This is a genomic window from Flavobacterium sp. PL11 (assembly GCF_035985025.1).
Classification (GTDB): Bacteria; Bacteroidota; Bacteroidia; order Flavobacteriales; family Flavobacteriaceae; genus Flavobacterium.
On the sequence record NZ_JAXCIA010000032.1, the window covers coordinates 11,603 to 36,267 of the forward strand.

General features: G+C 32.5%; 23 protein-coding genes. 14 read left to right on the forward strand and 9 right to left on the reverse strand.

Annotation, left to right across the window (positions count from 1 at the left end):
* Positions 1-16: 16 nt before the first annotated feature.
* The 3 genes from pncB to ychF all read right to left on the reverse strand — a co-directional run bounded on the left by pncB (position 17) and on the right by ychF (position 3,161).
* A complete protein-coding gene (gene pncB, locus RCH18_RS13895) occupies positions 17-1,195 on the reverse strand; it encodes a nicotinate phosphoribosyltransferase (protein WP_326937369.1) in 1,179 nt (392 codons plus the stop codon).
* Positions 1,196-1,201: 6 nt separating this feature from the next.
* A complete protein-coding gene (locus RCH18_RS13900) occupies positions 1,202-1,726 on the reverse strand; it encodes an NADPH-dependent FMN reductase (protein ID WP_326937370.1) in 525 nt (174 codons plus the stop codon).
* A gap of 340 nt (positions 1,727-2,066) precedes the next feature.
* Positions 2,067-3,161: a redox-regulated ATPase YchF gene (ychF, locus tag RCH18_RS13905; RefSeq protein ID WP_326937371.1), complete on the reverse strand. Its 1,095-nt coding sequence runs from the start codon at positions 3,159-3,161 to the stop codon at positions 2,067-2,069.
* 300 nt (positions 3,162-3,461) lie between these two features.
* Between ychF and RCH18_RS13910 the strand changes: the two genes are divergently transcribed.
* The gene (locus RCH18_RS13910) at positions 3,462-6,170 is read left to right on the forward strand and encodes a TonB-dependent receptor (RefSeq protein WP_326937372.1); all 2,709 of its coding nucleotides are present in this window, start codon (positions 3,462-3,464) and stop codon (positions 6,168-6,170) included.
* 215 nt (positions 6,171-6,385) lie between these two features.
* On the opposite strand, the gene RCH18_RS13915 is transcribed toward RCH18_RS13910, so the two are convergent.
* Positions 6,386-6,736 carry a 4Fe-4S dicluster domain-containing protein gene (locus RCH18_RS13915; RefSeq protein WP_326937373.1) on the reverse strand — a complete coding sequence of 117 codons (351 nt, stop codon included), beginning with the start codon at positions 6,734-6,736 and terminating at the stop codon, positions 6,386-6,388.
* A 137-nt stretch (positions 6,737-6,873) separates the two neighbouring features.
* On the opposite strand from RCH18_RS13915, the gene RCH18_RS13920 reads away from it, so the two are divergent.
* From RCH18_RS13920 to RCH18_RS13940, 5 genes are all read left to right on the forward strand, one after another.
* On the forward strand, positions 6,874-7,932 hold the full coding sequence (locus RCH18_RS13920) for an acyl-CoA reductase (RefSeq protein WP_326937374.1): 1,059 nt from the start codon (positions 6,874-6,876) through the stop codon (positions 7,930-7,932).
* A gap of 93 nt (positions 7,933-8,025) precedes the next feature.
* Positions 8,026-9,096 (forward strand): 3-phosphoserine/phosphohydroxythreonine transaminase, encoded by a 1,071-nt coding sequence (gene serC, locus RCH18_RS13925; protein ID WP_326937375.1) that lies wholly within the window; start codon positions 8,026-8,028, stop codon positions 9,094-9,096.
* A 239-nt stretch (positions 9,097-9,335) separates the two neighbouring features.
* Complete coding sequence (locus RCH18_RS13930) at positions 9,336-10,286, forward strand: D-2-hydroxyacid dehydrogenase (RefSeq protein WP_326937376.1); 951 nt, start codon at positions 9,336-9,338, stop codon at positions 10,284-10,286.
* A gap of 115 nt (positions 10,287-10,401) precedes the next feature.
* Positions 10,402-10,836, forward strand: a complete 435-nt coding sequence (locus RCH18_RS13935) for a DUF6146 family protein (RefSeq protein WP_326937377.1) — start codon at positions 10,402-10,404, stop codon at positions 10,834-10,836.
* A 31-nt stretch (positions 10,837-10,867) separates the two neighbouring features.
* Positions 10,868-11,170 (forward strand): DUF6787 family protein, encoded by a 303-nt coding sequence (locus RCH18_RS13940; protein WP_326937378.1) that lies wholly within the window; start codon positions 10,868-10,870, stop codon positions 11,168-11,170.
* A gap of 12 nt (positions 11,171-11,182) precedes the next feature.
* Here RCH18_RS13940 and RCH18_RS13945 read toward each other — a convergent pair whose 3' ends face one another.
* On the reverse strand, positions 11,183-11,485 hold the full coding sequence (locus RCH18_RS13945; protein ID WP_326937379.1) for a hypothetical protein: 303 nt from the start codon (positions 11,483-11,485) through the stop codon (positions 11,183-11,185).
* 42 nt (positions 11,486-11,527) lie between these two features.
* Positions 11,528-12,076, reverse strand: coding sequence for a peptide-methionine (S)-S-oxide reductase MsrA (gene msrA / locus RCH18_RS13950; protein ID WP_326937391.1), 549 nt, complete (start codon positions 12,074-12,076; stop codon positions 11,528-11,530).
* 245 nt (positions 12,077-12,321) lie between these two features.
* On the opposite strand from msrA, the gene RCH18_RS13955 reads away from it, so the two are divergent.
* From RCH18_RS13955 to RCH18_RS13965, 3 genes are all read left to right on the forward strand, one after another.
* A complete protein-coding gene (locus RCH18_RS13955; RefSeq protein WP_326937380.1) occupies positions 12,322-13,014 on the forward strand; it encodes an ABC transporter ATP-binding protein in 693 nt (230 codons plus the stop codon).
* Between the two features lie 106 nt (positions 13,015-13,120).
* Entirely contained in the window at positions 13,121-13,897 is a 777-nt protein-coding gene (locus tag RCH18_RS13960; RefSeq protein ID WP_326937381.1) for a TIGR02757 family protein, read from the forward strand.
* Positions 13,898-13,975: 78 nt separating this feature from the next.
* Entirely contained in the window at positions 13,976-15,328 is a 1,353-nt protein-coding gene (locus tag RCH18_RS13965; RefSeq protein WP_326937382.1) for a DEAD/DEAH box helicase, read from the forward strand.
* A gap of 78 nt (positions 15,329-15,406) precedes the next feature.
* On the opposite strand, the gene RCH18_RS13970 is transcribed toward RCH18_RS13965, so the two are convergent.
* The gene (locus RCH18_RS13970; RefSeq protein WP_326937383.1) at positions 15,407-16,462 is read right to left on the reverse strand and encodes a lactonase family protein; all 1,056 of its coding nucleotides are present in this window, start codon (positions 16,460-16,462) and stop codon (positions 15,407-15,409) included.
* Between the two features lie 355 nt (positions 16,463-16,817).
* On the opposite strand from RCH18_RS13970, the gene RCH18_RS13975 reads away from it, so the two are divergent.
* From RCH18_RS13975 to RCH18_RS13990, 4 genes are all read left to right on the forward strand, one after another.
* Complete coding sequence (locus RCH18_RS13975; protein WP_326937384.1) at positions 16,818-18,746, forward strand: BatA domain-containing protein; 1,929 nt, start codon at positions 16,818-16,820, stop codon at positions 18,744-18,746.
* Positions 18,747-18,779: 33 nt separating this feature from the next.
* Complete coding sequence (locus RCH18_RS13980) at positions 18,780-20,033, forward strand: dihydroorotase (protein WP_326937385.1); 1,254 nt, start codon at positions 18,780-18,782, stop codon at positions 20,031-20,033.
* Between the two features lie 3 nt (positions 20,034-20,036).
* Complete coding sequence (locus RCH18_RS13985; protein WP_326937386.1) at positions 20,037-20,363, forward strand: hypothetical protein; 327 nt, start codon at positions 20,037-20,039, stop codon at positions 20,361-20,363.
* 74 nt (positions 20,364-20,437) lie between these two features.
* Complete coding sequence (locus RCH18_RS13990; protein WP_326937387.1) at positions 20,438-21,088, forward strand: alpha/beta hydrolase; 651 nt, start codon at positions 20,438-20,440, stop codon at positions 21,086-21,088.
* A 65-nt stretch (positions 21,089-21,153) separates the two neighbouring features.
* Here RCH18_RS13990 and RCH18_RS13995 read toward each other — a convergent pair whose 3' ends face one another.
* Positions 21,154-21,660, reverse strand: coding sequence for a hypothetical protein (locus RCH18_RS13995; RefSeq protein WP_326937388.1), 507 nt, complete (start codon positions 21,658-21,660; stop codon positions 21,154-21,156).
* Positions 21,661-21,672: 12 nt separating this feature from the next.
* Positions 21,673-22,437 (reverse strand): MBL fold metallo-hydrolase, encoded by a 765-nt coding sequence (locus RCH18_RS14000; protein WP_326937389.1) that lies wholly within the window; start codon positions 22,435-22,437, stop codon positions 21,673-21,675.
* A 94-nt stretch (positions 22,438-22,531) separates the two neighbouring features.
* Between RCH18_RS14000 and RCH18_RS14005 the strand changes: the two genes are divergently transcribed.
* A complete protein-coding gene (locus RCH18_RS14005; RefSeq protein ID WP_326937390.1) occupies positions 22,532-23,992 on the forward strand; it encodes a TonB-dependent receptor in 1,461 nt (486 codons plus the stop codon).
* Positions 23,993-24,665 lie beyond the last annotated feature (673 nt).

Genomic DNA, 24,665 nt, shown 5'->3' on the forward strand with positions numbered 1-24,665 from the left:
AAAAGATTTATTATCATCAAATATCTATTCTTAAAACCTGTTTAGCAAGCGCAATCATTTTGGCAGTCCCCGTATGCTTATTTTTTTCATCTGACAATTTTACAACACCTTCCCAACTATTATTTTCTGCTTTAGTTTCCGTCAGTTTAATTACCATATTCATCGCAGGCAAACCTACATCATTGCTGAAATTAGTTCCAATTCCGAAAGACATTTTTATTTTTCCTCGACAAAAATCAGCTATCACTTTTACCTTATCTAAATTTAACGCATCAGAGAAAACAATGATTTTAGATTTCGGATCGATTCCCATTTTTTGATAATGTTCAATTGTTTTCACAGCAAACGCAATTGGATCTCCACTATCTTGTCGAACACCGTCAAATAGTTTAGAGAATTTTTTGTTGAATTGTTCGAAAAAGATTTCGGTTGTATAGGTATCCGTTAAAGCAATTCCCAGATCACCCTGATAAACATTTGTCCAATTTTCAAGACTCATCGCGTTGGCCACCTTAAACCCATATTCTGAAGCATGATACATAAACCATTCATGAGCGTGCGTTCCTGATGGTTTTTTGTTCTGTAGCATTGCTAAATGTACATTGCTAGTTCCTAAAAAATTAGCCTCACCAAAATTATTTAATGTTTCACTGACCAATTTTTGGACGTTATATGAATGACGGCGACGGGTACCAAATTCTAAAATCACCAGACTTAAACTTTTATAACTTTCTATTTTTGATTTAGTGATTCGTATAACCTCCTTATCATCTATACGAATTAGATTTTGAGACATATAAAAAAGTTCGGAAATCAAAGCCATCAAGGGTACTTCCCAAAGAATTGTTCGGTACCAATACCCTTCTATAGTAACTTTTAATTCACTTTCATACTGCTCGATCGTGACTTCAGTAGGATCGTATTGATAACCTTGTAAAAAATCCAAGTATGTTGGATCTAAATACGGACAATTATCAGCAAGGAATTTCTTTTCGGTTATTGACAATTTTAGATCAACCATGGCATCAACAGCTTTACGAAGTAAATCAGCAAAGTGTGCAGGAAATTGATGTTTCCCTCGATTAATAAATGCATATCTAACTTTAGCCTTTGGGAAAAGTTTGATCACAGCATGCTGCATCGTAAATTTATAAAAGTCGTTATCTAAAATGGAATGTAATTGAACTGAATTCATACTTACTTAGAAATTGTTTGCAATTAAGCTTTGTAGTTCTTTACGCAATTCCATATTGTTAATTTCCATATTTTCAATGTCAAAATTATCATCGAAGCTAGGTAATGAGAAAGAGGCCTTAATATTACCACCATAAAATGGAAAAGCATTTTTAGCAATTCCTAATACAATTGTAGCGCCATTTGCACCTGTAGAAGTCGCCGTCAGAAGCATAGGTTTGCCTTGAAAAACTTCTTTTTTAATACGGGTACACCAGTCGAATACATTTTTGAAAGCAACAGAATAATTTCCGTTATTTTCAGCTAGTGATACTACTAAAAGATCTGCGCCTGCAATTTTGGATAAAAAATTTTGCGCTAATGTATGTTCGCCTATTTGTTTTTCGATATCAACAGTGTAAATGGGCATTTCAAAATCGTTTAAATCTAATACTTCGACATCAGCATGTTCGAATAAGTGGGCAGCATAAGTGGCTAATTTTTTATTGATAGAATTTTTACTAGGGCTTGCGCCAAAAGCGATTATTTTCATGAAAATTTATTTTGTTTAAATGTACTAAAAATAAAATAATAGCACTTACTTTTTTACCCCAGATTGAAGTGGAAAGCATTTATCTTGAACGCTATATTTTTTCTTGACCAAAAAGAGCGACTGGAAGAAGCTCCTTTATGGTCTTGGAAAAAAGCGTTTTAGGAAAATCTTAAGGTGAAAAGCTGGAATTAGGTACAAGGAAAGTGTTCAGTGATTGGTGATTAATGATTGCTGTTTAGTGTTTAATGTTTAAATTGTAGGCTATAAAAAAACCGCAGAATATCTTCTACGGTCTTTATATAATTTTAAGGTAGTGAGATTGTTTTATTCCAATCGATACCTACACGTTAAAACGGAAATGCATAACATCACCATCTTTTACTATATATTCTTTTCCTTCAACTTTGAATTTTCCTGCTTCTTTGCACTTAGCTTCTGAACCATAGTGTACAAAATCCTCAAAAGCAATGACCTCAGCGCGAATAAATCCTTTCTCGAAATCAGTATGAATCACTCCCGCTGCTTGTGGTGCAGTTGCTCCAATATTTATTGTCCAAGCACGAACCTCTTTTACACCTGCTGTAAAATATGTTTGTTGCTTTAATAATTTATAAGCAGCACGAATTAAAACGGATGCCCCTGGCTCACTCAAACCCATATCTTCAAGAAAAACTTGACGTTCTTCGTAGCTTTCTAATTCTGTTATATCAGCTTCGGCACCTACAGAGAGAATAATAACCTCTGCATCTTCGTCCTTAACTAATTCTCGAACTTGCTCAACATATTTATTTCCGCTTACGGCTGAATTTTCATCTACATTACAAACATATAAAACTGGTTTTGCTGTAATTAGTTGAAATGACTCCATTAAAACCTCTTCATCATTTCCTTGAGGGGTAATGGTTCTCGCTGATTTTGCTTGTAATAACGTTTCTCTAATGCGGTCTAAAAGTGCTTTTTCGGTTTGCGCTTCTTTATTTCCTGTTTTAGCGGCACGATTTACTTTTTCTAAACGTTTTTCTACTGTTTCTAAATCTTTTAATTGTAGCTCAATATCAATCGTTTCCTTATCGCGAATTGGATTTACATTTCCATCAACGTGAACAATATTATCATTATCAAAACAACGTAAAACATGGATAATAGCATTACATTCTCTAATATTTCCAAGAAATTGATTTCCTAAACCTTCCCCTTTACTAGCTCCTTTTACCAGTCCAGCAATATCAACAATATCCACTGTTGCCATTTGTACGCGCTCTGGTTTTACTAATTCTTCTAATTTTTCAATTCTAGAATCTGGCACATTTACTACTCCTATATTAGGTTCTATAGTACAAAAAGGAAAATTTGCACTCTGTGCTTTTGCATTTGATAAACAATTAAATAATGTTGATTTTCCAACATTTGGCAACCCTACAATACCTGCTTTCATACTATTTTAGATTACAAATAGCAGTTGTCTGCTACACGTTAACAATAATTACTTTTAAAAGTTTGCAAAGATAAGATTAAATAAATGCTAGTTAGCATATTCACGGAATTATTGCCTAGCTTAATAATGCTTTGATTAATAAAAAAATAGATAAGCAAATTTTATCGATTTGGCAACTACAAAGGCAATTACTCATCAAATTCCATTTTTTTTATCAAATTCACTCTCTTTACTGCGAGAAAGTTATAATTATAGTATATTGCATTGATAAATTCAATTTAAAATCAAAACCAAATTACTATGAAAAAAATTATTTTACTATTATTTCTGTTGAATGTCTCCTTTATTTTTGCTCAAAAAGAGGTCTCAGGAAACGTAAAAGACAATACTGGTGCAGTGTTACCAGGAGTCAATATTATTGAAAAAGGGACTTTAAATGGAGTTTCGACAGATTCAGATGGTGCCTATAGAATAAAAATAAAAGAAGGTGCTATATTGATTTTCAGTTATGTAGGATTTTCTAATTTAGAAAAAGCAGTAACGGGATCAGTACTGAACGTAATTTTATCCTCAGAAGGCGGCCAAGTTTTACAAGAAGTTCAAATTGTAGGATCACGAAATACTAAGAGAACTGTTGTAAACTCAGCAGTTCCGATAGATATTATCAGTGTCAAAGATGTAACTACTCAAAGCGGCAAACTAGAAATAAATGAATTGTTACAATATGTGGCTCCTTCATTTAATGCCAATAAACAATCAGGCTCTGATGGAGCAGATCACGTAGATCCTGCATCATTAAGAGGTTTAGGACCAGATCAAACCTTAGTTTTAATCAACGGAAAGAGAAGACATCAGTCATCACTTATCAACCTTTTTGGAACTCGTGGTCGTGGTAACACTGGAACAGATTTAAACGCTATTCCAGCGGCTTCAATCAAAAGAATTGAAATTCTTAGAGACGGTGCTGCAGCTCAATACGGCTCAGACGCAATTGCAGGAGTAATTAATATCGTTTTGAACGATGATGTAAATGAACTGACAGGCTCAGTGACTTATGGTGCATTTAACACAAATGCTAAAGGTGATTTTCCTACTGGCACTGCAAATACTGATGGTTACCGTTTAAATAAAAATGGAAATGGAAATACATTTGGTAAAGACCAATCATTTGATGGAGGATCTGTAAAAGTTGCAGCAAATTATGGTGTTGCAATTGGCGAAAAAGGCGGATTTGCTAATTTTACCACCGAATACATAAACAAAAATAAAACTTTTAGACCGGGATTTGATTTTAGAAAAGGTTTCGGTGAAGCAGCAATCCAAGGTTTTAATCTTTTTGGAAATATGGTTATTCCCATTTCTGATAAAACAGAGTTTTATGCTTTTGGTGGAAGAAATTTTAGAGATACTGATGCTTATGCATTTACAAGAGGTGATGGCGAACGTGTAGTAGAATCAATATATCCTGGAGGATATACGCCAAGAATTACTTCAAATATTATTGATAATTCAATGGCTGCTGGATTTAGAACAGAAACTGCTGGTGGGTGGAAAATTGACATTAGTAACACATTTGGTAAAAACCTTTTTCATTATTACACCAAGGGAACCATAAACGCCTCTCTTGAAGATGCATCTCCAACAGAATTTGACGCTGGTGGACATAGTTTAAGTCAGAACACTACTAATTTTGATGTATCTAAAAATTATGATACCGTACTTAGCGGATTAAATCTTGCTTTTGGAGCAGAATTTAGAACAGAGAAATTCAATATTTTTGCAGGTGAAGAAGGTTCCTATGCCACTTATGACATAAATAGAAGGCCAATAACAAACCCGCTGACTCAAACTATTCCTTCAATTCCTAATCCTGATTATGATGCTGCAGATCCAGACTCGCCAATGACTCTTCCAAGACCAGGTGGATCTCAAGGTTTCCCAGGTTATAGTCCACTTAATGAAGTGGATAGAAGTAGAACAAATTTATCTCTATATACAGATGCTGAATTAGACTTGACTGACAACTTCCTGGTAAGTGGCGCTGTTCGTTTTGAAAACTACAGTGATTTTGGTAGTACATTCAATGGTAAATTAGCGATGAGAGTAAAAGCTAATAAAAATATTAATATTAGAGGATCAGTCAGTACTGGTTTTCGTGCACCTTCATTAGCGCAAGTTTATTACAACTTACGCTTCACTAATTTTAGTACAGCTGGTGCAACTGAGGTTTTGCTTGCGCCAAATAATAGTCCTGTTACCAAATCTTTTGGAATTGAAAAATTGAATGAAGAAAAGGCGATCAATGCATCTTTAGGTTTCACAGCGAATTACGGTGATTTTACAGCAACGATTGATGGTTACTTAATCAATGTAAAAGACAGAATTGTATTAACTGGGTACTTTGATGCAACAGCATTAGGTATTGGAGTAGATAAGGCACAATTCTTTGTAAATGGTGTAGATACTAAAACTACGGGACTTGATGTGGTGCTAGCATGGAAAAAATCTATTAACGAAAGTAATATTGGAGTAACATTAGTGGGTAACATTAATGATATGAAAATTGATAAAGTTAAAAATGGAACATTACCCGCAAATACTTTTTTTGGGGAACGTGATAAAGGATTTTTATTAGCTTCTGCTCCAAACAATAAATTTGGTTTAAATTTTAATTACAATAGAAAAGCTTTTGATGCTGGATTAGCCTTTACAAGATTTAGTGAGGTGAATTTATTAGATTATCAAATGGATGAAGATGTAGCTGATTATGGATCATTTGCAAATCAAGTAAAAGCTGCAACGGATACTTATGGTGCTAAGATTGTCACTGATTTAACTTTGGGTTACAAAATTAGTAAGGCAGCAAAAATTACTATTGGAGCTAACAATTTATTAAACGTTTACCCTGATCAGCAAGATGACTGGGTTGAAGGTGGAGGATATTGGGATGCTGTTCAAATGGGTTTTAGTGGTGCCTATTACTACGCTAGACTTGGTTTCAATTTCTAATAGAAATATTTCATTTTTAAAAAAAAGGGCTGTCGAAAGACAGCCCTTTTTTTTAAAAATGAAATAATGTTGGGAGATGATTTTTGATTTTCTCTTATTTAAAGACTGATTTTTCTACAGCGAATTAAAAAAGTACTAGAAACATTTAATTTTTTTTTATAAAAAAATCCTGTCTACAAAGGCAAACAGGATTTATAAAAAATTTAATAATGCATTTATTCGTTATGTAAAAATGCTTGTCTATTTAATAACGTTTCTTCTGATTCAACGTGGTTGTCATCAGGAACACAACAATCTACAGGGCATACCGCCGCACATTGTGGTTCATCATGAAAGCCTTTACACTCTGTACATTTACCAGGTACAATATAATAAACCTCATCAGAAATAGGTGTTTGAGCCTCATCAGAATCAACTTCTGTTCCGTCTGGCAAAACTACTTTTCCTTTAAGTTTAGTTCCATCTTTATATCTCCAATCGTCTGCTCCTTCGTATATCGCTGTATTTGGGCACTCTGGTTCGCAGGCACCACAATTTATACATTCGTCTGTTATTATAATTGCCATTGCTCTGTAGTATTTTGGTTATTCAAATTAAAAAAAAATTCGATAGGTCATATTTGGCTTTAAGTCTTTTGACTTTAGACTATTTAAAGCTTAATTTTGTGCAAAATTACAATCAAAACAATTCATAAGCAAACATTATGACATTAGAAACAAAAAAAAGTGTTTTTGTTGAATTAGGAAAATTTCTAAGTCAGTTTTCCGAAAATAATTCCGTAAAAAATCCCGCAGTTCAATGCAATGAATTATTTTTTGAACCTTTTATAGATTTAATAAAATTATCCCAATCTCATAATGGTTGGTACACTCAAGAGCAAGTTTATTTTTCTATACACTCATGGGCTGAAGCGCTGACAGAAAAAAATTTAAATCAGTGGCTTTCTAGATATAATTTGGAAAATAACAAACTAATAAATGTTGCTTTAATTCTTGCTGGAAATATTCCATTAGTAGGTTTTCACGATTTTTTATCAGTATTAATCACTGGTAATAATGTTTTAGTAAAAACATCATCAAACGATCAACATTTATTACCATTTCTAGCAAAATATATCATCGCTATTGAGCCAGAATTTATTGGTAAAATAAATTTTGTAGAGGGAAAATTAGAAAATTTTGATATGGTTATTGCAACGGGAAGCAATAATACCGCACGATATTTTGAATATTATTTTAAAGATAAACCTTCTATTATCAGAAAAAGTCGAAACTCCGTTGCTGTTTTAAATGGTACTGAAACAAAGGAACAATTAACCGCTTTGGGCGAGGACATATTTAGATATTTTGGTTTGGGATGCCGAAATGTCTCCAAACTTTTTGTGCCAAAAGAATATTCTTTTGTTCCGTTTTTTGAAGCGATTTTCGAATATAAAGACATCATTCATTATGAAAAATATGCTAACAATTACGATTATAACAAAGCAGTATTTTTAATGAGTAATTTTAAATTGCTTGACAACGGATTTTTAACTTTAAAAGAAGATAAAAGTCACGCTTCACCAATTTCAAGTGTTTTTTATGAAAACTATGACAATATAGAAAATCTACAAAATCAATTGAAAGAAGAAAGTGAAAAAATACAATGTATTGTTAGTAATAATTTAATGGAAAATAGTATCGATTTTGGGCAAACTCAAAAACCTGCATTGTGGGATTATGCAGATAATGTAGATACTATTTCGTTTTTGTTAACAACATAGTAATAATATGTTCAATATTTCCGAAATATTTATCGGTTTTTCGTGTCCTATTTGCGAAATTTGCCTCTTAAATTTTCGGATATAAACTAAACCATGAAAAAACACAACTACAGCGCAGGACCTTCTATATTACCACAAGAAGTATTTGAAAAATCAGCACAAGCCATTTTAGATTTTAATGATTCAGGTTTATCCATTTTAGAAATATCTCATAGAAGCAAAGACTTCGTGGCGGTTATGGATGAAGCTCGAGAACTAGCACTTGAACTTTTAGATTTAAAGGGAAAAGGATATCAAGCACTTTTTCTTGCCGGTGGAGCAAGTTTAGAATTTTTGATGGTTCCTTATAATTTAATGAAAGAAAATGGCAAAGCTGCTTATTTAGACTCGGGAACATGGGCTAGTGGAGCAATAAAAGAAGCGAAACTTTTTGGCGAAACTATTGTTGTTGCCTCCTCAAAAGAGCAAAACTATAATCATATTCCTAAAGGATATTCGGTACCAGCCGATGCTGATTACTTTCATTGCACCAGTAACAATACTATTTTTGGCACTCAAATGAAGGAGTTTCCAGCGCTAGAGATGCCGATGGTTTGCGATATGAGTTCAGATATTTTTTCTAGAGTGATCGACTTTTCAAAATTTGACATCATTTATGCAGGAGCACAAAAGAACATGGGACCAGCCGGAACTACTTTAGTGATTGTTAAAGAAGATATTCTAGGTAAAAACGGGAGAGTTATTCCAAGTATGTTAGATTATGTTAAACATATAAAAGCAGAAAGCATGTATAACACACCCGCTGTTTTTCCTATTTATGCATCGTTACTGACTTTGCAATGGTTAAAAAAACAAGGTGGAATTACTGCTATCGAAAAAATCAATAATGAAAAAGCTGCTTTAATTTATGCAGAAATTGATAGAAATCCATTATTTAAAGGAGCTGCTGCTGTGGAAGATAGATCTATTATGAATGCTACTTTCCTTTTAAATGATGAAGCTCATGCTGCTATATTTGACACTATGTGGAAAGCCGCAGGAATTTCAGGACTTCCAGGCCACCGTTCTGTAGGAGGTTATAGAGCTTCAATGTATAATGCTTTACCGCTAAAAAGCGTACAAGTATTAGTGGACGTTATGAAAGAATTAGAATCTAAGGTGTAAGCTCCCTAACCCCGAGGGGGAAAAGAGTGTTGAAAATATAATATATTTCTAGATTCCTAGCCCCGATTGTCGCGATACTTCGGGAGAAATCCTTTTTATGACTCGACCAAGCGAGTAATAAAAAAATTGAAACGAATAGCAGGAAATAGCTCCAGTAAGCGAAAAAATAAATTAATCTAGAGGATGCAATTTCTTTCTTAAAAAATTGAGATAAGTTGCTCCCCACAATGACATAAACAATGAAAGTATTAGCCAATGATGGAATTTCAAAAAGTGGAATTCTTGCTTTAGAAAAAGGTGGTTTTGAAGTTATCACTACAAAAGTAGCACAAGAACAAGTTGCTAACTTTATAAATGAAAATGATGTAACTGTAGTTTTAGTGCGAAGCGCTACTAAAGTTCGTCAAGATATTATCGATGCATGTCCTGGATTAAAAATCATTGGTCGTGGTGGTGTTGGAATGGATAATATTGATGTGGATTATGCTAAAAGCAAAGGAATACACGTTATAAATACACCAGCTTCTTCATCTGAATCAGTAGCTGAGTTAGTTTTTGCTCATCTATTTTCTGGGGTTCGTTTTTTACATGATTCTAATAGAAATATGCCTTTAGAAGGCGATACTAATTTTGATGGATTAAAAAAGGCATACGCAAATGGAATTGAATTAAGAGGAAAAACACTTGGTATTGTAGGGATTGGTCGTATTGGACAAGCTACTGCTAAAATAGCTTTAGGTTTAGGTATGAAAGTTATTGCTGCTGACAGTTATATCCCGCAAGTAGATGTAAAAGTAGCATTTTTTGATGGTCAATCCATTACAACTACCATTGTATCACAATCATTAGAATCTTTATTTAAGGAATCTGATTTTATCACCTTACACGTTCCGGCGCAAGACGGTTATATTATTAGTGAAAAGGAATTAGCAATCATGAAAGATGGTGTAGGAATTGTAAATTGCGCTCGAGGCGGTGTCATTGATGAAGTAGCATTAGTAAAAGCGTTGGATAGCGGAAAAGTTTTGTTTGCTGGTTTAGACGTTTTTGAAAGCGAGCCTAAACCAGAAATGGCGATATTGATGAATCACAAAATCTCTTTGACTCCACACATTGGAGCTGCAACGGGAGAAGCTCAGGATCGAATAGGGACTGAATTAGCTTCGCAAATTATCAGCATATTAAGTTAATAATACTTCTATAAAAAAATTTAAAAGAGGTTAGTTATAAGGCTAGCCTCTTTTTTTTACTATTCTACTAATCAGCCATTTATTATTTGTAAATTTATGCTATAATTTATTTATTATGAGAAATAGTTATTTTATTATAGTGGTTTTCCTTTGTTTTGTTGTGGGTTGTTCTACTACTAATTCTACAATTACAAATAAAACTCCAACAACAGGAACCGTCAGTGATACTATTAGGATAGAAAATAAAGAACTTGAATACGAAGTAATTATTATTGATCCAGGATTTAGTACATGGTTAGCTTCTAATTCGTTGCCGAGAAATTTCCATTCACAAAGTTATCTTGAAAATAAAAATCAATTATGGATAAGAGAATGGAATAGTAGAGTACTACAACCCAATCGTTATAATCCCAACTTATATGAGATGACCATCAATTACGACTTCAGTACTGATTATGGCTATGAAGTGAATTACTTAATTTATAATTATATGGTTTACTTTCAAAACACTTACAAACAAAAACTTTTTGGATATGTGCCTATAAGATAATGTTACTACATTTGTAATCATTATTAGAAAGATGAACAAATTAAAAAAGCGTTGGGGAATAAAAACCAACTTTCAATTAACTATAATTTTTATTGTCTTTGCAATAACTGGCTCCGCATCAGCATGGCTCTCAAAGCCATTTTGTTTGTGGTTAGGAATAACTGATGACTATTTAGGATTATGGTTTACACCTGTAAGACTCCTTTTGATATTTCCTATTTATCAAATCCTTTTAGTTGCCATTGGATTTCTATTTGGTCAATTTAAATTTTTCTGGAATTTTGAGAAAAAGATGTTAAAACGATTAGGATTAACATTTCTTTTTAAGTCATAAAAAACGCCTCAATTAAGAAGCGTTTTGTTTTTTTATCAGATAATTGTAAATCCAAGTAAGTGTAAATATGGGAATAAAATCAGAAAATGGTAATATTTCTTCAACAAAAGTGATAATTCCACCAACTTTTCCAACTGTACCTTTGTACATCCATGTCATTAAAAACCCTGCCAAAGGCGCCCAAATAACATCTGAAAACTCCCCAATTAGCGGAATTGTAAAAGACAATATTCCGATGCCATCAAACAAAAGACCTAAAAATAAATTTCTGGTTTTATTAGTATCAATCCTAACTACTTGAAATTGTTTTATCATATTAATTAAATATTTTCAGTTAGTTAGCAAATCTGATGCCAGTTATTTTTTAAGCTTGTTTTGATATAACTTCTTCAATTTATCAATTTTAGGCGTAATTACATAACTGCAATATCCTTGAGTTTTGTTTTGATTGTAATAATTTTGGTGATAATCTTCAGCCACATAAAAAGTTGGTGCTTGAGAAATTTTAGTTACTATTGGTTTACCAAATGTATTTTCACTTGTCATTAAAGCAATATAATCTTGTGATAATTCCTTTTGAGCTGCATTGTGGTAAAAAATTTCACTTCTATATTGTGTTCCTACATCAGCACCTTGACGGTTTAAAGTTGTTGGATCATGTGTGGCAAAAAATATTTCCAATAATTCTCCAAAACTGATTACTGCGGGATCAAAAGTGATTTCAATCGCTTCTGCATGACCTGTATTTCCTGTTCCAATCTCGCTGTAGGTTGGATTAATTGTTTTGCCACCAATATAACCTGATACAACTGTTTTAACTCCTTTTAATTCTAAAAAAACTGCTTCTGTACACCAAAAACATCCTCCAGCAAATGTTGCTACTTCAATTCCTTTTTCTGTTTCCATATTTTTTGTTTCTAAAACTTTAGGCATTATTACACTCTTATCTTTTGCACAAGAAAAAAAAGGCAATAGTGCAAAAAAAAGTCCCATTAATTTTTTCATTTTTTTTTAATTTATGATCAAAGTTATAAATTTAAGAAAACCAAGGGCATGTCATTAACTAAAGTTTATAGTTTGTCTTAGCAAAATAACAGCTATTGCAATTCATTCTAAAAAAAATCTTTGTTTCTTTGTATAAACTGTCAAAAATGATATCTACTAAAAATTTACACAAATATTACGATCAATTGCACGTATTAAAAGGCGTTGATTTACATATTGCTAAAGGCGAAATTGTTTCTATAGTAGGTGCTTCTGGCGCAGGAAAAACTACACTTTTACAAATCTTAGGAACATTAGATAAACCGAGTCCTGCAAGTCCAAAGGGAATTAACGATACAAAAAAGATAACAACTTCATTATTGATAAATGACCAAGATATCTTGACAATGAATGATAAAACCTTGTCTAAATTTCGAAATTTAAACTTGGGCTTTATATTTCAGTTTCATCAACTACTACCTGAATTTACCGCTTTAGAAAATGTATGTATTCCCGCTTTTATTGCTAATAAATCCAAACAAGAAACAGAACTTGAAGCTAAAAAATTATTAGATTATCTTGGGCTATCACATAGAATCAATCATAAACCTAATGAGCTTTCTGGCGGTGAGCAGCAACGAGTTGCGGTAGCAAGAGCATTAATCAATAAACCAGCAATTATTTTTGCCGATGAACCGTCTGGGAATTTAGACACGGCTTCTGCAGAGAATTTACACCAACTTTTTTTTAAATTAAGAGATGAATTAGGTCAAACTTTTGTAATTGTGACTCATAATGAAGAGCTGGCTAATATGGCTGACAGGAAATTAATTATGGTTGATGGACAAATTAGCAATTAGGAGTTTTCAGATAGATATAATGTCAATTATGTTTTTTGAAATTCTAATTTGACTGCAAAGTTCAATTTCATTATTATTAAATAAAATTTCGTAGACATTTTTAATTATGACTAATTCAGAACTCAAAGATTTTCTAGACGAGAAAGTTCTTCAATACAACACTCTAGAATTTATAGAAACTGATCCCGTGCAGATTCCACATCTTTTTACGCAAAAGGAAGATATTGAAATTGCAGGTTTTTTAAGTGCCACTATTGCTTGGGGAAATCGTACAATGATTATCAAAAACTCGTATAAAATGCTCGAATTGATGGGAAATGCTCCCTTCGATTTTGTACGATCACATTCTGAAAAAGATTTGCAAGCTTTAGAATTTTTTGTACATAGAACATTCAACGGAAATGACTTTGCTAGTTTTATTCGAAGTTTAAAAAACATATATTTAAACCATGGTGGATTAGAAGCTGTTTTTAGTAAAAATCAATCCCGAAGTCTCGGGACTAAATCGATGCAAAAAAGTATTCATGAATTCAAGAAATTATTCTTTGAAATTCCGCATCAATACAGAACTCAAAAACACGTGTCGGATCCGTTAAATAACTCTGCTGCAAAACGAATTAATATGTATTTGCGGTGGATGGTTCGTCAAGATAATAAAGGTGTCGATTTAGGGATTTGGAAAAGTATATCTCCAGCGGCTTTATCCTGTCCGCTTGATGTGCATTCTGGCAATGTAGCGCGAAAATTAGGACTATTAAATCGAAAACAAAATGACGGAAAAGCGGTTGCTGAACTAGATTTACAACTTCGAAAACTGGACATTAATGATCCTGTAAAGTACGATTTTGCGTTATTTGGACTCGGCATTTTTGAAGGATTTTGAAAACGTGACAAATCGTTTAAAAAGCTCATAATACTGAAATACTTTTTTTTAGCGTACCTTTGCACAAAATAGCAATTTATGAGCACTTTTGAGCAATTCAATCTTCCAAAATCAGTACAAAAATCAATTGATGATTTAGGATTTACAACACCAACACCCATTCAGCAAAAAACTTTTTCGGTAATTATGTCAGGAAGAGATATGATGGGTATTGCTCAAACTGGGACTGGTAAAACATTTGCTTACTTACTACCATTACTAAAACTCTACAAATTTACTCCTGGACATACTCCTAAAATAGTCATTCTAGTACCTACTCGTGAACTAGTTGTTCAAGTAGTTGAAGAAGTAGAGAAACTGACAAAATATATGTCGGTTCGCACCGTTGGGATTTTTGGAGGTGTCAATATTAACACTCAAAAAACTGTTGTTTACACGGGATGTGATATACTTGTAGGAACTCCTGGACGAATAATGGATTTAACGCTGGATAATGTAATTCGGTTTGAAGAAATGCAGAAATTAGTGATTGATGAATTTGACGAAATGTTAAATTTAGGTTTCCGCACGCAACTAACCGCTATTCTGGCCATGATGCCTAAAAAACGTCAAAATATACTTTTTTCGGCTACAATGACTGATGAAGTAGATGCTATTTTAAATGATTATTTTGATTATCCTGAAGAAGTTACGCTTTCAGCATCAGGAACACCACTAGAAAATATCAAACAAATTACCTATCAAGCGCCGAATTTCAACACTAAAATAAATTTATTAAAACACTTATTGCATAAAAACGAGGACATGAGTCGTGTTTTAGTATTTGTAAATAATAAAAAAATAGCCGATTTAGTTCAAGAGCGTATTGAGGAAGATTTTGAAGATCAGTTTGGAGTGATTCACTCTAATAAATCACAGAATTATCGTTTGAGTACCATGGCTTCTTTCCAAGAAGGCAATTTGCGTGGTTTGATCACTACTGATATTATGGCAAGAGGTTTAGATATTTCTAATATTACTCATGTTGTTAATTTTGAAATGCCTGAATTACCTGAACTATATATGCATAGAATAGGTAGAACAGGTCGCGCTGACGCCAAAGGAACTGCTATAAGTTTAATCGCCCCAAGAGAAGATGAATACAAAGTTGAAATCGAAGTATTGATGAATATGGAGTTATCAATTGAGGAGTTCCCCGAAACAGTAGAGGTCTCATCAAAATTAATTGAACCTGAAAAAGACAGACAACCCATTAAGTTTTTGATGAAAAAACAAAAACTAGATGGCGACGGTGCTTTTCAAGAAAAAAGCAAAAAGAATAAAAAAGTCAACTTAGGCGGTCCAGGCGTAACCAAGAAAAAAACGCATGGATCTGTGAATAGAAATATGTTGAAAACAAGAGACAAAAAAAGAAAAGATAAGAATAAATAGCGATTGGTAAATCGTGAATCGTGATCGGTAATTGGTAATTGGTGATTGGTGAATGATTTTTAAATGTTTACTTTTATTTTAAGTATTAGTGAAAACCAGGCAAACTGGTGAACATAAATTGATTTTCTTTTTAGTGTCAGTTAGTTTTCCAGTTTTTTTATTTCTTTTGAAAATCACTACATCATTTGTGTATTGATGCGCTACTAAAAGAAAATTTCCAGTAGGATCTATCGCAAAATTTCTTGGCCCTTCCCCCAAAGTGCTATTTCGGCCTTGGAGTTTTAACTTTCCATTCTCAAGAATTCTGAAAATCGAAATATCATTTGCACTTCCACGATTTGTAGCATATAGAAATTTTCCGTCTGGTGAAATATGAATATCAGCAGCACCTATAGTTCCTTTAAAACCTGTTGATATAGTTGTATTTTGATCAATCTTTTTCAAAACTCCATCTAAATAACTAAAAACTGTTATCGCTCCAGTTAACTCTTGTAAAAGATAAACAAACCTTCCGTTTTTGCTAAAAGTTAAATGTCGGGGTCCATTTGTCACTTCTGTAGCAATACTATCTTTTACTTTCAAGATTTCGTTAACTGAATCCCAATTGTATGAATAAGAATATACTTTATCAATCCCTAAATCATTTGCCAAAACATATTTTTGATCTGGTGAAAATATAACCTGATGTGCGTTAGGTTTCTTTTGATTTACTGTGCTTTTTTGATGCTGAATGACTTGCTTTGCTTTTGTAATACTTCCGTCGCTATTTTTTCCAAAAACAGCGATGGTTCCGCTTGAATAATTAGCAACTAGCACATTTTTATTATCATTTATAATATAACACGGATCTTCTCCTTGTGAGTTTTCCTTATTTAAAAAGTTTAATTTGCCAGTAATTGAGTCAAATTTAAAAGAACTTATCGTGCTCTCAGTTCCATTTTCATTGACCGCATAAACAAATTGATTATCACTTGAAACTGTCAAATAACTAGGATTAATTACATTTTCTGTTGCGTTTTTATAATTAAAATCCCCTGTCTTTGCATCAAAATCATAAACATAGATTCCTTTGCTATCACATTTTGTTGTATATGTGCCAATTAATAAATTAAATTTATTGTCTTGCGCATGCATGTTTACACAAAAACAGAAATAAAAAAAAAGAAAGAGAGAATTTTTCATGATTATAAATTTGCTAAAAAGCTAAATTACACTTTAAATTGTTACACAAACTTAAAAAGTTATTTCTTTAAAAGTATTGCACTTGATAAGAAAGATAATTACAAATTGTAATAAATTAAACAAGCAATAATTTGTTTCAAAAAGAAAAATTACTCTTAAAGAATTTGTGCTATTAAATTTTAGAAAATTTGTATTTTTTATAAATAGTGAAATTCGTATCAAAAAACTATAAACAAATTTGTATTTTCGCTGATAAAATTCCAAGAACTTCATTCGAATAAAAAATTGAAGTAAATCCCAGTTCAGAATGCATTTTAAAAATCCCGAAATTTTATACTTTTTATTTGCTTTACTTGTTCCAATTTTGGTTCACTTATTTCAATTACGCCGTTTTAAAAAGGAGTATTTCACTAATGTACAGTTTTTAAAAGCACTTACGATTCAAACAAGGAAAAGTTCTAAAATCAAAAAATGGCTGCTTCTCGCCTGCAGGTTATTGTTGCTTACCTGCATTATTGTTGCTTTTGCGCAACCTTTTTTTGACTCTAAAGACAGTGAGAACGCAAACAATGAATTGTATATTGTATTAGATAATTCTTTTAGTATGCAAGCCAAAGGGAAAAAAGGTGAATTACTAAAACGTGCAATTCAAGATTTGCTCGAAGAAACTCCAGAAAACGTAAACTTTTCATTGCTTACCAATTCTGAAAACTACTGGAATACAGATATAAAATCCATTCGTGCCGAACTTCAAAATTTACAATATAGCGCAATACCTTTTGAATTGGACAATATTGTAGCTAAATTAAAAGCGCGCAAAACACCTTTTAAAAAGGATATTGTAGTAATAACAGATGGAATTAGAATAGAAAGCAAACAATTCCAAAACAATGATCAATTAGATGCTCCTATTTTTATAATACCTAAAGCTGTAAAAAACAATAACATTTCGATTGATAGCGTTTACATTCATAAAACCTTAGATCAATTTTACGAAATAAGTATTCAATTATCAAATTATGGCGAGGATACTGATCCTGCACCAGTATCATTGTACAATAATAATTCACTTATTGCAAAAACGACTATCACGCTTGACACGCCAAGAAAGAGTATTAATTTTACCATCCCAAAACAAGCTTTTCACGGTTATGTCTCTATCACTGACAACGGTTTAAATTACGACAACAGCTTATATTTTAGCATTTCTAAAGTGCAAAAAACAAATGTTATTGCCATTGGTGATCCTGCCAAGAACATTTTCCTTTCCCGAATTTACACTTCTGAAGAATTTAATTTTAATTCCTACACGCTGAGTGCATTAGATTATAACAAATTAGAAGAACAAGATGCGATCGTATTAAATGAACTCGATGAAATCCCGCAAGCATTAATCACTACCTTGAAATCTTTCGTTGAAAAAGGAGGAAATTTGATTTTTATTCCTTCGGCGCTTTGTTCTATTACTAATTTAAATTCATTGGTTTCAAATTTTGGAAACATAAAATTTAATTCATTAGAAAATGTAGAAAAACTCATTACTAAAATCAATTTTGGTCATCCCATTTACAACAGTGTTTTTGAGAAAAAAGTAGTTAATTTTCAATATCCAAAGATTAATAAATCTTTTTCTTTATCAAGCTCCTACCCAGCGGTTTTGTCTTATGAAGATCAAACTAACTTTTTGACTTCGACTAATAATTCCATAGGGAAAGTGGCTGTTTTTGCAGCAGCTATAAATACAGAGAATTCAAATTTTCAACAATCACCACTTATCGTTCCCACTTTTTATAAAATGGCAATTTTTAATCAAAAAAATGGTGTCAACGCACTTATCATTGGAAATAATGATCCTTACTTTACCCAAGCATCTGTAAGCAAAGATGCTATTTTGACTGTCAAAAATAAGGAGGAGCAATTTATTCCTTTACAACAGATTTTAAATAATAAGGTAAAAATGACTTTTAGTGATTATCCAGAAAAAGCGGGTAATTATACTATTTTCAATAAGCAAGAAGTGATTGAAAACATCAGTTTTAACTACGCCCGAACCGAAAGTAATTTGGCTGCAGCCAATGAAAGTGCGCTCTCGAACTACAAAACGGTCGAATCGATAAAATCTCTTTTTGACACTTTACAAACTGATCGAACTGACAATCAAATCTGGAAATGGTTTGTTATCTTTGCGCTGTTATTTCTATTAACCGAAATGGCAATTATCAGATTCGTAAAATAAAAAACTATAGTTCATAATAATTAACAAGCAAACATGAAATTAGTCATTAGAGAGGCCAAAATTATCGATTCAAAAAGTCCTTTTCACAATAAAAAGGTTGATATTTTAATTGTTGATGGTTTTATAAAAAAAATAGGTGAATCTCTGGCTAATACTAAAAATTATGATGAGCTCAAATTAGAAAATTTATATGTTTCACAAGGTTGGTTTGACAGCAGCGTTTCTTTAGGTGAACCAGGTTTTGAAGACCGAGAAACTATAGCTAATGGACTTACTGTAGCAGCTAAAAGTGGATTTACTGCTATCGCTTTGCAACCCAACTCCTATCCTATTATTGATAATCAATCTCAAGTGAATTTTGTTTTGAATAAAGCAGCGGGATTCGCAACTGAATTATTTCCAATTGGTGCTTTAACAAAAGAAAGTGCAGGAAAAGATATGGCTGAATTGTATGACATGCAAAAAGCAGGAGCTGTTGCTTTTGGCGATTATAATAAAAGCTTGAGCAATGCTAATTTACTAAAAATTGCATTACAGTACATTCAGGATTTTGACGGACTACTGATTGCATTTTCACAAGACGAAAACATAAAAGGAAATGGAGTGGCTAATGAAGGAATTGTTTCTACTCGACTCGGATTAAAAGGTATTCCAAATCTAGCTGAAGAATTACAAATTGCAAGAAATCTATTTTTAGTCGAATATACTGGTGGAAAATTACATATACCAACAATTTCTACTGAAAAGTCAGTTCAATTAATTAGAGAAGCTAAATTGAAAGGATTAAACGTAACTTGCAGCGTTGCTGTCCACCATTTAGTTTTAACTGATGAAAAGCTCGAAGAATTTGACACGAGGTATAAAGTTTCTCCGCCACTAAGAACCGAGGTCGATAGAGCCGCTTTAATAGAAGGATTAAAGGATGGAACGATTGACATGATAACATCAGATCATAATCCAATTGATATCGAACATAAAAAAATGGAATTTGATAGTGCAAAAAACGGAACAATTGGTTTAGAATCGGCATTTGGAGCTTTGATGACCGTTTTAACATTAGATCTCATTATCGAAAAAATGACGACTGGAAAATCAAGATTTGGCATCGAAATAACTACTATTAATGAAGGTTCAAAAGCAAACTTAACATTATTTAACCCTGAACCAAAAAGCACTTTTATAAAAACATCAATTCTGTCAAAATCCAAAAATTCTGCTTTTTTAGGAACAAAAATGCAAGGAAAAGTTTACGGAATTTTGAGTCAAAACCAATTAATTTTATCATAAATAATGGATAACAGTATAGAGAAAGGAAAAACGGCAGCTATAACCAGTTATATCTTAGGAATTGGAGTTTTTATAGCAATGTCAATGAATTCTGAAGATAAAAACAAATTTGCTTCCTTCCATATCAGACAAGGACTTGGAATTACACTTACTTTTATTTCATTAGGACTTATTATTAGTCATTTTGATAGTTTGATGATATCAGCTCCCATGTGGATTTTTATTTTAGTATTGTGGTCCTACGGAATTACGAGCGCTATAAAAGGAGAAACAAAACCGGTTCCATTACTCGGTGCTTTTTATCAAAAATGGCTGTCTAACATATCCTAAATTTCAATGTAATTTTCCAATAATCGTATCTTGAAAATTAGAGATTCATTACAATTACAAATCAATATATAAAAATGAATTTATCATTAGAATACAAAATCAGGGAACCTAAAATACTATTAAATAAAAACCCACTTTTACTTTTACTTCACGGTTATGGCAGCAATGAAGCTGACTTGTTCTCCTTTGCAGAAGAACTTCCTGAGGAATATTATATCATTTCAGCGCGCGCTCCTTATGATATGCAATATGGGAGCTATGCCTGGTATGCTATCAATTTTGATGCAGATCAAAATAAGTTTTCTGATAATGAACAAGCAAAAACTTCACGTGATCTAATTGCAAAATTTATCGATGAATTAATTCAAAAATATCCAATTCATGTTGACAATGTCTCTTTAGTAGGTTTTAGCCAAGGTTCGATTTTAAGTTATGCAGTAGCACTTTCCTATCCAGAAAAAGTTCAAAAAGTAGTTGCAATGAGTGGTTATTTGAATTTGGATATTGCTACTGATGATTATCTTAAAAACAATCTTTCGACTTTAAAAATATTTGCTTCACATGGAACTGTAGATCAAGTTATACCTGTCGAATGGGCAAGAAAAACTCCCGCAATACTTGAGAATTTAGGAATAGCTGTAACCTACAAGGAATACCCAATAGGTCATGGCGTTGCACCGCAAAATTTTTATGATTTTAAAAATTGGTTGTCTCAGCAAAAGTAAATAATTCAAATCGCAGTTTACTCCCATAATTAGAAGCAAACTGCGATTTGCATACCAGCACAAAACTATTTTTGTTTTTGATATAATAAGGACTGCATTACCTCATAAGAAATGCTTTCATCCTCATTTACAAAGTATTTTAGTAACACTTCACCCCAATATTCGCCATCGCTAAAATCAGCAATAATCCATCGGTGGTTCAGAACCTTCACTTTATTAATGATAAATTTATTTGCAGCTATTTGATCCTGACCTGTAAAAGGATTCCCTTTTGGATTAGCATTTAAGTCTAATAATTTCTCAGTTACAATAGGAATTAATTTTTCATATTTAATTGTTTTCGCACTGTTTGAAGCATCAAAATAATTTTGAGCATTTTCATTATTTTGTAATGAAAAATAATCGGCATCGGTTAATTTGTTTTTAACAAGCGTGATGCTATCACGCAACTTTGTAGTTGTTTTTTTATACCTATCCTGCTCATATTTTATTTGTTTACTTAAAAACATATAGGTAAAAACAGTGAAAAGAAAAGCAAGAACACATAAAAGAAGTAAGAATGATTTTTTCATTTTTGAAAATAATTATAGGTCAATTTCTAAGTTATCAAAAGCCAGAAAAACATTATCAGGAAGTGTTTTTTGAACTTCTTCATGAAATCCCATAATATGACTAATATGAGTAAGATATGCTTTATCTGGTTGCACCAAAGTTATAAAATCTAGCGCTTCTTTCAAATTGAAATGTGTATTATGAGGCTCTTCGCGTAAAGCATTTATTACCAAGACTTTTAGATTTTTTAGCTTTAGAATTTCTTCTTTTTCGATAGTTTTGACATCGGTTAAGTAAGCGAAATCATCAATTCGATACCCAAAAACTTGGAGATCTCCATGCATTACATCTACAGGAATAACTGTTTTATTTCCTACGATAAATGGCTGATTGTTTCTTACCTCATTGATTTGAATCGAAGGTGCGCCTGGGTATTTATTAACAGTTTCAAATACATATCCAAAGCGGTGTTTTAAATTCTCAATAACACGCCTGTGTGCATAAATCGGCATGGCACCTTCCTTAAAGTTAAAAGGTCTAATATCATCAATTCCAGCGGTGTGATCTGAATGTTCATGGGTGAATAAAATTCCATTTACTGCGGGGCAATTTGATGAAAGCATCTGCTGCCTAAAATCAGGCCCGCAATCAATAACACAGGAATAGCCATCCCATGAAATCCAAACGGAAACTCGCAATCTTTTATCTTTATAATCAGTGCTTTTACAAACAGGATGATTACTGCCTATAACAGGAATCCCTTGTGAGGTGCCGGTTCCTAAAAAATATACCTTCAACTTTCTTGTTTTTATTTACAAAAATAGGATTATTTATCTTTCTTTAGCGTGCTATTTCATTAACTTTGCATCATATTAGCCATATTAAAAAAAAATGGATACAGAGATAAAATTAAAAGGGGATCGAATCATTGAACAAATCCCTTCCGTAAAAGACAAAGCACTCCGTATTAATTTAAATGAAAATATTTATGGAACTTACGCTGAAATCGGAGCTGGACAAGAAACTGTAAGACATTTTTTTAGAGCTGGTGGTTCTTCCGGCACCATTGCAAAAGCAATGTCTGCTTATGATAAAGATTTTAGTGATGCTGTTTATGGCATTGAAGAAGACGGAAGATACGTTACAGAGAGCCGACTTAAAAAAATGCTATCCCATGAAGTAAATTTAATAGAGCAACGTTTGAGTCGAGAAAAACATCCTAATAAAATGTTTTTTAGTTATGCCAATACTGTTGCGACTATCGATTTTGCTAAACAATTTAAAGGACACGGATGGGTAGGGATTAGTTACCAAATCGAACCTGATGAAGCCTATAACGAAATAATTATCCACATTCGCTTTAAAGAAACTGACGTACGCTTACAGCAAGAAACACTTGGAATTCTTGGTGTTAATCTAATTTATGGAGCGTATTATAAATACGATGATCCCAAAAGATTATTGCGTTATCTATACGATCATTTAGATAAAGATCAATTAGAGATTGACACTATCAATTTCTCAGGACCCCGTTTTGCCGATGTTGACAATCGCTTGATGAGTTTGCAGTTAGTAAAAAACGGAATGACGGATGCTGTGATGTTTAATCCTGAAGGAAAAAACATTCTTCCCGCAGCCATTTTATACAAGAAAAACATTTTAGCGTTTAGAGGAAGTTTTCGTCCCGTGACAAAAGTGAACATGGACATGTATGAAAAATCATTAAAAATGTTCCTCAATGAAAATAAAGTAGAAAAAGAAAATACACTTGTCGTTTTTGAAATCACTTTATCTAACCTCCGATCTGATGGTGAAATTGACGAACGTGATTTTATGGATCGCGCCGAATTACTCTGTTCCTTGGGACAAACGGTTATGATTTCAAATTTTCAGGAATATTATAAAGTAGTTGAATATTTCTCTAATTATACTAAAGCTAGAATGGGACTCGCCATGGGCGTCAATAACTTAGTAGATATATTTGACGAGAAATATTACCGTCATTTAAGTGGTGGTATATTGGAGGCTTTTGGTAAATTGTTTTACCGTGACATGAAAGTTTTCTTGTATCCAATGATTGGTGAAGATGGCGAAATAATTACATCAGATACCCTAAAAGTACATCCTAGAATGAAAGAGTTATACAAATTCTTTAAATTCAATGGAAAAGTGGTGGATATTGATGATTATGATCATTCTATCTTAGAAGTTTTCTCCCGTGAAGTTTTGAATATGATAAATAATGGCAAACCAGGATGGGAAATTATGCTTCCATCAGGTATTTCAGAAATCATAAAGGAACACCAACTTTTTGGTTATGATCCTAACAAAGTTTTAAAACAAATAAATTAAAATATCAACTTTCAATATCTAAGATTCTAAGCTAAAAAAGCCAAGAAGTACTTGATACTCTCTTGGCTTTTTTATTGTTATTAGGGCCTAATCCAGCCATACACTGTAGCCTTCATTCAAAAGCTTTATTTTATTAGGTCATAGCAAGAGCTTCCTCTGGTCGCTTTGCCACTCCCATAAAATATAGCTTTTTCAATCAGGGCTGCCGCTACTGTCTGGGGCAAAAAAACAAGACTTTATAAACATTTATATTTTTAATTCAGGAAAACTTATAGAAATTATACATTATTGAATTCTTAATTCATATAACTACAGCATACTTTGTCATTCCGACGAAGAAGAAATCTAAGCAAGTTGCTCACTTTTTATTCAAATCTTATCTCTATTACTTTGTCATTCCGAAGAACGAGGAATCTAATCAAGTTGCTCACTTTTTAATCACATCATATTTCTATTACTTTGTCATTCCGACGAAGGAGGAATCTAAACAAATTGCTCACTTTTTATTTGCAACCATTGAGCTTATCTCATAATGAAAATCCTTAATTAGTCAGGATGATAAATTATTCGTCAAAAGTATTAAGATCGATAAAAATTTTATTCAAATCTTATCTCTATTACTTTGTCATTCCGAAGAACGAGGAATCTAATCAAGTTGCTCACTTTTTAATCA

Excerpts from the sequence above, each read along its gene's own strand:
- RCH18_RS13960 (WP_326937381.1), top strand. The coding sequence starts at position 13,121 with ATGACTAATTCAGAACTCAAAGATTTTCTAGACGAGAAAGTTCTTCAA.
- RCH18_RS13910 (WP_326937372.1), top strand. The coding sequence starts at position 3,462 with ATGAAAAAAATTATTTTACTATTATTTCTGTTGAATGTCTCCTTTATT.
- RCH18_RS13935 (WP_326937377.1), top strand. The coding sequence starts at position 10,402 with ATGAGAAATAGTTATTTTATTATAGTGGTTTTCCTTTGTTTTGTTGTG.
- RCH18_RS14005 (WP_326937390.1), top strand. The coding sequence starts at position 22,532 with ATGGATACAGAGATAAAATTAAAAGGGGATCGAATCATTGAACAAATC.
- RCH18_RS13975 (WP_326937384.1), top strand. The coding sequence starts at position 16,818 with ATGCATTTTAAAAATCCCGAAATTTTATACTTTTTATTTGCTTTACTT.
- RCH18_RS13915 (WP_326937373.1), bottom strand. The coding sequence starts at position 6,736 with ATGGCAATTATAATAACAGACGAATGTATAAATTGTGGTGCCTGCGAA.
- RCH18_RS13900 (WP_326937370.1), bottom strand. The coding sequence starts at position 1,726 with ATGAAAATAATCGCTTTTGGCGCAAGCCCTAGTAAAAATTCTATCAAT.
- RCH18_RS13955 (WP_326937380.1), top strand. The coding sequence starts at position 12,322 with ATGATATCTACTAAAAATTTACACAAATATTACGATCAATTGCACGTA.
- RCH18_RS13945 (WP_326937379.1), bottom strand. The coding sequence starts at position 11,485 with ATGATAAAACAATTTCAAGTAGTTAGGATTGATACTAATAAAACCAGA.
- msrA (WP_326937391.1), bottom strand. The coding sequence starts at position 12,076 with ATGGAAACAGAAAAAGGAATTGAAGTAGCAACATTTGCTGGAGGATGT.
- RCH18_RS13920 (WP_326937374.1), top strand. The coding sequence starts at position 6,874 with ATGACATTAGAAACAAAAAAAAGTGTTTTTGTTGAATTAGGAAAATTT.
- RCH18_RS13980 (WP_326937385.1), top strand. The coding sequence starts at position 18,780 with ATGAAATTAGTCATTAGAGAGGCCAAAATTATCGATTCAAAAAGTCCT.
- RCH18_RS13930 (WP_326937376.1), top strand. The coding sequence starts at position 9,336 with ATGAAAGTATTAGCCAATGATGGAATTTCAAAAAGTGGAATTCTTGCT.
- serC (WP_326937375.1), top strand. The coding sequence starts at position 8,026 with ATGAAAAAACACAACTACAGCGCAGGACCTTCTATATTACCACAAGAA.
- RCH18_RS13990 (WP_326937387.1), top strand. The coding sequence starts at position 20,438 with ATGAATTTATCATTAGAATACAAAATCAGGGAACCTAAAATACTATTA.
- RCH18_RS13940 (WP_326937378.1), top strand. The coding sequence starts at position 10,868 with ATGAACAAATTAAAAAAGCGTTGGGGAATAAAAACCAACTTTCAATTA.
- pncB (WP_326937369.1), bottom strand. The coding sequence starts at position 1,195 with ATGAATTCAGTTCAATTACATTCCATTTTAGATAACGACTTTTATAAA.
- RCH18_RS13970 (WP_326937383.1), bottom strand. The coding sequence starts at position 16,462 with ATGCATGCGCAAGACAATAAATTTAATTTATTAATTGGCACATATACA.
- RCH18_RS13965 (WP_326937382.1), top strand. The coding sequence starts at position 13,976 with ATGAGCACTTTTGAGCAATTCAATCTTCCAAAATCAGTACAAAAATCA.
- RCH18_RS13985 (WP_326937386.1), top strand. The coding sequence starts at position 20,037 with ATGGATAACAGTATAGAGAAAGGAAAAACGGCAGCTATAACCAGTTAT.
- RCH18_RS13995 (WP_326937388.1), bottom strand. The coding sequence starts at position 21,660 with ATGAAAAAATCATTCTTACTTCTTTTATGTGTTCTTGCTTTTCTTTTC.
- ychF (WP_326937371.1), bottom strand. The coding sequence starts at position 3,161 with ATGAAAGCAGGTATTGTAGGGTTGCCAAATGTTGGAAAATCAACATTA.